The sequence below is a fragment of the Caulobacter sp. CCH9-E1 genome (assembly GCF_001556515.1).
Taxonomy (GTDB): Bacteria; Pseudomonadota; Alphaproteobacteria; order Caulobacterales; family Caulobacteraceae; genus Caulobacter.
Genome location: NZ_LSJA01000040.1, coordinates 1 through 1,509, shown reverse-complemented (window position 1 = coordinate 1,509; position 1,509 = coordinate 1). Strand labels below are relative to the sequence as shown.

The 1,509-nt window shown below is 66.3% G+C and carries 1 protein-coding gene; it reads left to right on the top strand.

Annotation, left to right across the window (positions count from 1 at the left end; genetic code table 11):
* Positions 1-3 precede the first annotated feature (3 nt).
* Complete coding sequence (locus tag AX690_RS02335; protein WP_066730225.1) at positions 4-1,440, top strand: IS1182 family transposase; 1,437 nt, start codon at positions 4-6, stop codon at positions 1,438-1,440.
* Positions 1,441-1,509: the final 69 nt, after the last annotated feature.

The window sequence follows — 1,509 nt, the reverse complement described above, 5'->3', positions numbered from 1 at the left end:
TGCATGAGCCGCTTCGTTGAAGGTGTTGATCGCCGACAGCCGACGCTGCTTCCCGAATGCCTGGACGACTATGTCGCCGCCGAGAACCCGGTGCGGGTGGTTGATGTGTTCGTCGATGAGCTGGACCTGGGCGGGCTGGGCTTTGAGGTGGCGCCGGCGGCGACGGGGCGACCGGCCTATCACCCGGCGATGCTGCTGAAGCTTTACGTGTACGGCTACCTGAACAAGGTGCAGTCCAGCCGGCGGCTGGAGCGCGAGGCGCGGCGCAATGTCGAGCTGATGTGGCTGACGGGCCGGCTGGCGCCCGACCACAAGACCATCGCTGACTTTCGCAAGGACAACGGCCCAGCGATCCAGGCGGCCTGCGCCCAGTTCGTGGTGCTGTGTCGCCAGATCGGTCTGTTCGGCGCGGCGCTGGTCGCCATCGACGGCAGCAAGTTCAAGGCGGTCAACACCCGCGACAAGAACTTCACGCCCTACAAGCTCAAGAAGCGCCTGGAGCAGGTGGCCGAGCACATCGCCGGCTATCTGCGAGACCTGGACACCGCCGACCGCCAGGAGGGCGAGACCATCGAGGCCAGGTCCGACCGGCTGAAGGAAAAGGTGGAGCGTCTGCGCGAGCAGATGCGGATGCTGCAGGCGATGGACGCGCAAGTGGCGGCCTCGGCCGACGGTCAGGTCTCGCTGACCGATCCCGACGCCCGATCGATGGCCACCAGCGGGCGCGGCAGCGGCATCGTCGGCTACAATGTCCAGTCCGCCGTCGAGACCGAGCATCATCTGATTGTCGCCCACGACGTCGTCATGACCGGCAGCGACCGCCAGCAGCTGTCGTCGATGGCTGGCAAGGCCAAGGACGCCCTGGGCGTGGATGCGCTCGAGGTTCTCGCTGACCGTGGCTACTTCTCCGGCGAGGAGATCCTGAGCTGCGAGGCCATGGGCGTGACGCCCTATGTGCCAAGGCCGCTGACCTCCGGCGCCAAGGCCGATGGCCGGTTCGGCAAGCAGGACTTCGTCTACCTGCCCGACCAGGACGTCTACCGTTGTCCGTCGGGCGCGCTCCTGCCGCGCCACATGACGACCATCGAGAAGGGCATGACGCTGCACCGATACTGGGATCACTTCAGCTGTCAGACCTGCGCCCTCAAGCCCCAATGCACGCCCAGCGTCGCGCGGCGCGTGACCCGCTGGGAGCACGAAGCCGTCATCGACGCCCTGCAGAAGCGGATGGACCTGCGTCCTGGCGCCATGCGTCAGCGAAGGCGGACCGTCGAGCACCCCTTCGGCACGATCAAGGCCTGGATGGGATCGACACACTTCCTGATGAAGCGCCTGCCCAACGTGAAGACCGAGATCGGCCTCCACATCCTGGCCTACAATCTCAAGCGGGTGATCGCCATCATGGGCGCCCAGCCGCTCATGGCGGCAATCACGGCCTAGCGCCTAACTCGCCGCGCGCCGGAACCGCCATGCTACGGCGCCAACGTCCGCGAGTTTTTACACAGCCTC